Consider the following 6,409-nt stretch of genomic DNA (forward strand, 5'->3'; position numbering starts at 1 on the left):
ACCGGGCAAAACCCGAAAGCTGACGGGCCAGGGCGCGGGCCAGCCGCCCGACGCTTCTGACCAGCGGGCGGCCAGGTGCAAGGGGTAAAATATCAGCATTGCCGGGCATGGGGATTCTCCTGTGCTTGGGCTGGGCATGCGCGTGAGCGCATGTCCGGCTGGTTCCGTTTCCTGCGCGTTGCGGCGCGCCGGGTCGGGCGAGGGTAACATTCGGGTGACTAACAGTATTCAGCGCACACTTCCTGAGGAAGCGGCGTGGCCTTCATCTGGATAATATTTGTGTGCAGGTCGTTTTCAATGTTCTGCTGGCATTCGCAGCAGCGGGTCGCACCTGGTGCGGCCATGAGGCGGGCAAGGGGAATTTCTTCGCCGCATTCTTCGCAGCGGCGGGGGCCGCCGTGCCGCAGGAGCGCCACAAGGCTCTGGAGTTCACGGATGCGCTGGGAGCTGCGGCGGGCGCTGCAATGGGCTATGTGGGCCGCTTCAAGATGGCTGGCCGCGTCCAGTTCGTCCGCGCAGTGTTGGGCCTGAAAAACATCACGCAGCAGGGTGAGACGATGCATTTCTTCGTTCAGTTCGCCCTGAAGACGCTGCAAAGTGTGCAAATTGTCCATGTCTGCCTCCTTCGGAAAATTTCCGATGGTTGAACTGTTGCTCTTGGGGCATCATGAACGTGCTGGTTTGCGTTATGGTGACGCCCAGGTGAATTTGTGCGTCATGTTGGCGGCAAAGTGGTGGAGATGGGCTTGTGTTTTCTGAACAGATTCAGCTCATGGGAAGATTTGTTGACAGGGGGGTATTTGTGCAATAATTTTCTCATGCATATAATTTATCATCACTATGTAGCCAGGGAGGAAGTTGTGTCCGAATATAGAAAGCCCTCAACGTTAGAGCGGTTTATCCCTATTGTGGACTTTCTGGGCGCTTTTTTGGGTGCTGACTGCGAAGTTGTGCTGCACGATGCCACCAGACCGGACAGCTCTGTGCTTGCGATAGCCAACAGCCATATAAGCGGACGCCGCGTGGGATCGCCCATTACCGATATGGCCTTGCGGCTTATCAAGGACGGCACCTGGATGACCGCACCCTTTATCACGGGCTATAAAACGCTGAGCAAGGACGGTCGGCAGCTTCATTCGGCAACGTACTTTATCCGCGAAGACGATGGCTCCTTGGCTGGGATGTTGTGTCTCAACATGGATGCGGCCCCGCTCATTGAGGCGCGCGATCTGCTTGAGCGCTTCATATCGCGGGCGCGAATGGAAAAGCCCAGGTCGGACGCTGAAAATGGACATCCTTTTGAAACCTTCGCTGAATCGCTGGAAGACCTGACCAGCAGTATTATCCAGCAAGCGGTGAATGGCGCGGATATCCCACCGGATCGCATGACGGCAGATGAAAAAATAGCTATTGTACGCACCCTTAACGAAAAAGGCGTGTTTTTGCTTAAAGGTGCGGTGGCGGTTGTGGCGCGCCATCTGGCAGCTTCAGAGGCCACTGTTTACAGGTATTTGCAGCGGGTTTCTTCCTGACGTGTTTTCTGCAGGCATGATTTTTTTCTATCACATTGACAAAAAATTATTATCAAGATAATTTTGTTTCACTGCGATAGCTGTGCTTGCAGGGCGCATGGTCTCCTTAACGAGGCAGCGCAAGGCATCTTGTTTTAACAACTTGTTAAGGAGAATCCGTCAAATGTCTCAGCGTATTGCAACGGAAAAGGCCCCAGCAGCCATTGGCCCGTACTCTCAGGGGATGGTCGGCGGCGCCCTGCTTTTTACATCCGGTCAGATACCCGTTGATCCTTCCACCAAGGCTGTGTCCGATGATGTGGCTGACCAGGCCCGTCAGTCTTTGGAAAACGTCAAGGCCGTTGTGGAAGCTGGCGGCAGCAGCATGAACCGCGTGGTAAAAACCACGGTGTTTCTGGCTGACATGGGTGATTTCGCCGCTGTGAATCAGGTGTATTCCACCTTTTTTGCAGAGCCTTTTCCAGCCCGAAGTTGCGTACAGGTGGCGGCCTTGCCTCTTGGAGTAAAGGTCGAGATTGAAGCGATAGCCGTCCTGTAGACGTAGGTGGGCTTAGCTGCCTGAGCATCGGCGGCATGGGGCCGCTGAACGGTACTTCATCGTCAGGAGACACCACATGTCCAAGAGCAAGAACGAATTCGGTCTTATCCTCAAGCTGCTGGCAGGCATTGTCGTTGGCGCACTGATCGGTTTTGCGGCCAACGAAAATATCATGCAGGTTGTAATGTCTCTCAAGTATGTTCTGGGCCAGATAATCTTTTACACCGTGCCGCTCGTTATCATTGCGTTTATTGCGCCTGCTATTACCCGGCTTGGAAAGAACGCCAGCCGCATGTTGATTGCGGCGCTTGTCATTGCGTACATTTCTTCAGTAGGCGCGGCCACCATGTCTTGCCTCGCCGGATACGCCATTATTCCTCATTTGTCCGTTCCCACGGCTGTGGCTGCCCTGCATCCTCTGCCTGATGTGCTCTTCAAGCTGGATATTCCCCCGGTCATGCCGGTCATGACAGCCTTGGTAACGGCTATTCTCATTGGCATAGCATCGCTCTGGACACGCGCTGAAATCATGGTGCGCCTGCTGGACGAGCTGGAAGCTATCATGCTCAAAATCGTGAGCAACGTGGTCATTCCCCTGTTGCCGCTCTTTATTGCCGCCACCTTTGCCGGACTTGCCTACGAAGGCAGCCTCACGCGGCAGCTTCCCGTATTCCTGAAAGTTATCATTCTTGTGTTGCTCGGACACTACATCTGGCTTGCCGTGCTGTACTCCATTGCCGGTATTGTGTCTGGTCGCAATCCCCTTGAGGTGCTGCGCCACTATGGCCCGGCCTACCTTACTGCTGTTGGCACCATGTCCAGCGCGGCTACGCTGCCGGTTTCTCTGTCTTGCGCATCGCGATCTTCCGTGCTTTCCAAGGAAATGGTGGAGTTCGCCGTACCCCTTGGGGCGACAATCCATCTCTGCGGCTCTGTGTTGACGGAAACATTTTTTGCCATGACTATTTCCATGCTGCTGTATGGCTATTTGCCCAGCCCGGCGACAATGGCGGTATTCATTGCCCTGTTTGGGGTGTTCGCCATCGGTGCTCCTGGCGTGCCTGGCGGTACAGTAATGGCTTCTCTTGGCATTGTGGTGAGCGTGCTTGGTTTTGATCCCGCCGGGGTGGCCTTGCTGCTGGCCATATTTGCCCTTCAGGATAGCTTTGGCACTGCCTGCAACGTTACCGGCGATGGCGCAATGGCCCTGATGCTGGAAGGTCTTTTCAATCGGTCAAAAGGCAAGGTCAGCGAAGCCTGAAAATCATGAATATCGCAACCCCTGCTATAAATGCGAGGAAGTATACATGCCCAATTCCCAATGGCCCAGTTTTATTGAACTGCTGCATAAGGAAGTAGTGCCCGCTCTAGGCTGCACTGAGCCAGTAGCGGTGGCGCTGGCTGCTGCCCATGCCGTTGAGGCCTTGGGTTGCCAGCCCGAGAACATAAAGGTGCTCGTTAGCGGTAATTTGCTGAAAAACGGTATGGGTGTTGGTGTGCCCGGCACTGGCGCCACGGGCATGAATATTGCCGCTGCTGTTGGAGCGATTGGCGGAAAGGCTGCACGCGGGCTTGAAGTGCTGGCGGAGCTCACGCCCGAACAGGCCGAAGCCGGCCGCCGCATGGTCGAGGCCGGCCGTGTCCATGTGGGCATTGCCGAAGGCTCGCCCCTGCTGTACGCGGAAGTTATCGTGGAAGGCGAGGGGCATACTGGCCGGGCAGTGCTTGAGCATGAGCACACCAACATTGTGCTTATTGAGCGCGATGGCAAGGTGCTGTTCAGCCGCGAACAGCCAGATGACGCAGCAACTGCAAAAAATGACGAATGGCCGCTTTCCATTGCCGCCATCCATGCATTTGCCACGCAGGCGCCCTTTGAAGACATCAGCTTTATTCTTGAAGCCGCGAGGCTCAACGAGGCGGTGGCCCTGGAAGGCCTGGCCCGGGAATACGGCCTGCAGGTTGGACGCACCATCGACGGCAATATCCGCAAGCGCCTCATGTCCGACGATGTGACTACCCTGGCGGTAAAGCTGACGGCTGCCGCCTCCGATGCGCGCATGGACGGCGTGATGATGCCAGTGATGAGCAATTCCGGCAGCGGGAACCAGGGCATAACCTGCACCATGCCAGTGGTGGCCTTTGCCATGCGGCTGGAAGCAGGGGACGAGGCCCTGGCAAGGGCACTGATCATGAGCCATCTTACCTCAATCCACGTCAAGCATCGTTTGGGGCGGCTTTCGGCTTTATGCGGCGCTACGGTTGCCAGCATGGCCTCCGCCTGCGGTATTGTAATGCTGCTGGGCGGCGGGATAGAGCAGATTGACCGTACCATCCGCAATATGGTGGGCAACGTGGCAGGCATGATCTGCGATGGAGCCAAGACCGGTTGCGCCATGAAGGTTGCTTCGGCGGTGGGTGCGGGCGTGCAATCTGCCATGCTGGCTATGGATGGCATGGGCGTGACCCGCAATGAAGGCATTGTTGAAGACGATATTGAACAATGCATTGCCAATCTGGCCCGGCTGGGCTGCGATGGTATGGCTCAGGCTGACCGCGTGGTGCTGGACATCATGGTGGCGAAAAGCTGAGCTTGCCGTAGCGGCATTCCCTCAGTAGCAAAAGGCCAGAACTGAGCTGCAAGGGTCCCTTCCTGTCGTTGCCTTTACCAGTAATGGATAGGGTGCGTGGAAGGGGCCTTTTTTGTGATGGGGTAAATTCGCAATCTGTTCTGATTTCTGGTTGCTTTGCGGGCTTCTGTACGCAAAAAAGCCCGCCCCGCATTGCGGGACGGGCTTTATATCAGGCTTTACCGGCGGATTGCCGCAGCGGCCTACTTGCCGCAGAAGGACAGAAAGTAGCTGTGCATGCGCGTGTCTGGCGTAAGCTCGGGGTGGAAGGACGTGGCCAGAATATTGTTCTGGCGCACGGCGACCGCCTGACCGTCAACCTCCGCCAGCACCTTTACACCCGCGCCCACGCCGGTAATGACAGGAGCGCGAATGAAAACCGCCGGGAGGGGGTCTGCCCCGATCTCGGGTATGCTCAGGTTGGTTTCAAAACTGTCCACCTGTCTGCCAAAAGCGTTGCGGCGCACGGTGGCGTCAAGCACGCCCAGGCGGGGCTGGTCCGAGTTTTCAATGTCGCGGCACAGCAGTATAAGCCCGGCGCAACTGCCGTAAACGGGCATGCCGTCGAGTATGCGCCGGCGCAGAGGCTCAAGCATGTTCCATTCGTTAAGCAGTTTGCCGATGGTGGTGCTTTCGCCGCCGGGAATGATCAGGGCATCAATGCCCTCGATATCCTTGAGCTGACGCACCTCGCGGGCCGTTGCGCCAAGGTTGGCAACAGCGGCCACATGCTCGCGAAAGGCTCCCTGAAGAGCCAGAACGCCTACGCAAAGCTGCGACATTACCAACCCCGTTCCTGCATGCGTTCGGCAGAAGGAATGGTGGAAATTTCAATGCCCACCATGGGTTCGCCCAGATCGCGGGAGATTTCGGCCAGCATGGCGAAATCATTGTAGTTGGTCACGGCCTGCACAATGGCCTTGGCGCGCTTGGCCGGGTCGCCGGACTTGAAGATGCCGGAGCCGACGAACACGCCGTCGCAGCCGAGGTGCATCATCATGGCGGCGTCAGCGGGGGTGGCAATGCCGCCAGCGGCAAAGTTCACCACGGGCAGGCGGCCTTCCTTGCGCACGGCGTAGCACACTTCAAGGGGAGCGCCGATTTCTTTGGCGTAGTTGGCAACTTCAGCTTCGGGCAGGCTGCACAGCTTGCGCACGTCGTCCATAACCTGACGGCAGTGGCGCACGGCTTCAACCACGTTGCCGGTGCCGGGTTCACCCTTGGTGCGGATCATGGCCGCACCTTCGGCGATGCGGCGCAGAGCTTCGCCCAGATTGCGGCAGCCGCACACGAAAGGCACGGTAAAATCGCGCTTGTCGATATGGTACTTGTCGTCAGCAGGGGTGAGCACTTCACTTTCGTCAATGTAGTCGGCGCCCATGGCCTCAAGAATGCGGGCTTCAACAAAGTGGCCGATACGGGCCTTGGCCATGACGGGAATGCTCACCACTTCCATGATGCGCTTGACGATGGTGGGGTCGGCCATACGGGCCACGCCGCCTGCGGCGCGAATGTCGGCAGGTACGCGTTCCAGGGCCATGACTGCGCAGGCTCCCGCTGCTTCGGCGATTTTAGCCTGTTCGGGAGTGGTGACGTCCATGATCACGCCGCCTTTGAGCATTTCAGCAAGGCCTGTCTTCAGGCGGATGGTGCCCTGTTCCATATCTTTCTACTCCTTCTGAGCCGGAGGCCGGCTGGTGATGATGTCT

The 6,409-nt window shown here is 57.3% G+C and carries 7 protein-coding genes; 4 read left to right on the plus strand and 3 right to left on the minus strand.

Annotation, left to right across the window (positions count from 1 at the left end; translation table 11 throughout):
• Window positions 1–218: 218 nt before the first annotated feature.
• Window positions 219–614 carry a TraR/DksA family transcriptional regulator gene (locus VEZ52_RS13375; RefSeq protein ID WP_324837257.1) on the minus strand — a complete coding sequence of 132 codons (396 nt, stop codon included), beginning with the start codon at window positions 612–614 and terminating at the stop codon, window positions 219–221.
• A 246-nt stretch (window positions 615–860) separates the two neighbouring features.
• On the opposite strand from VEZ52_RS13375, the gene VEZ52_RS13380 reads away from it, so the two are divergent.
• The 4 genes from VEZ52_RS13380 (at window position 861) to VEZ52_RS13395 (ending at window position 4,661) form a co-directional block, all read left to right on the plus strand.
• The gene (locus VEZ52_RS13380) at window positions 861–1,532 is read left to right on the plus strand and encodes a helix-turn-helix transcriptional regulator (RefSeq protein WP_324837258.1); all 672 of its coding nucleotides are present in this window, start codon (window positions 861–863) and stop codon (window positions 1,530–1,532) included.
• A gap of 163 nt (window positions 1,533–1,695) precedes the next feature.
• Window positions 1,696–2,070, plus strand: a complete 375-nt coding sequence (locus VEZ52_RS13385; RefSeq protein WP_324837259.1) for a RidA family protein — start codon at window positions 1,696–1,698, stop codon at window positions 2,068–2,070.
• Between the two features lie 76 nt (window positions 2,071–2,146).
• Window positions 2,147–3,331: a dicarboxylate/amino acid:cation symporter gene (locus tag VEZ52_RS13390; protein ID WP_324837260.1), complete on the plus strand. Its 1,185-nt coding sequence runs from the start codon at window positions 2,147–2,149 to the stop codon at window positions 3,329–3,331.
• Window positions 3,332–3,377: 46 nt separating this feature from the next.
• Window positions 3,378–4,661, plus strand: a complete 1,284-nt coding sequence (locus tag VEZ52_RS13395) for a serine dehydratase subunit alpha family protein (protein WP_324837261.1) — start codon at window positions 3,378–3,380, stop codon at window positions 4,659–4,661.
• Between the two features lie 242 nt (window positions 4,662–4,903).
• On the opposite strand, the gene pdxT is transcribed toward VEZ52_RS13395, so the two are convergent.
• Together pdxT and pdxS are read right to left on the minus strand one after the other, a co-directional pair.
• A complete protein-coding gene (gene pdxT / locus VEZ52_RS13400; RefSeq protein ID WP_324837262.1) occupies window positions 4,904–5,482 on the minus strand; it encodes a pyridoxal 5'-phosphate synthase glutaminase subunit PdxT in 579 nt (192 codons plus the stop codon).
• A complete protein-coding gene (gene pdxS, locus VEZ52_RS13405; protein WP_192113958.1) occupies window positions 5,482–6,363 on the minus strand; it encodes a pyridoxal 5'-phosphate synthase lyase subunit PdxS in 882 nt (293 codons plus the stop codon). Before pdxS ends, pdxT begins: the two co-directional genes overlap by 1 nt.
• Window positions 6,364–6,409: the final 46 nt, after the last annotated feature.

Source organism: Desulfovibrio sp. (genome assembly GCF_035644575.1).
Classification (GTDB): Bacteria; Desulfobacterota; Desulfovibrionia; order Desulfovibrionales; family Desulfovibrionaceae; genus Desulfovibrio.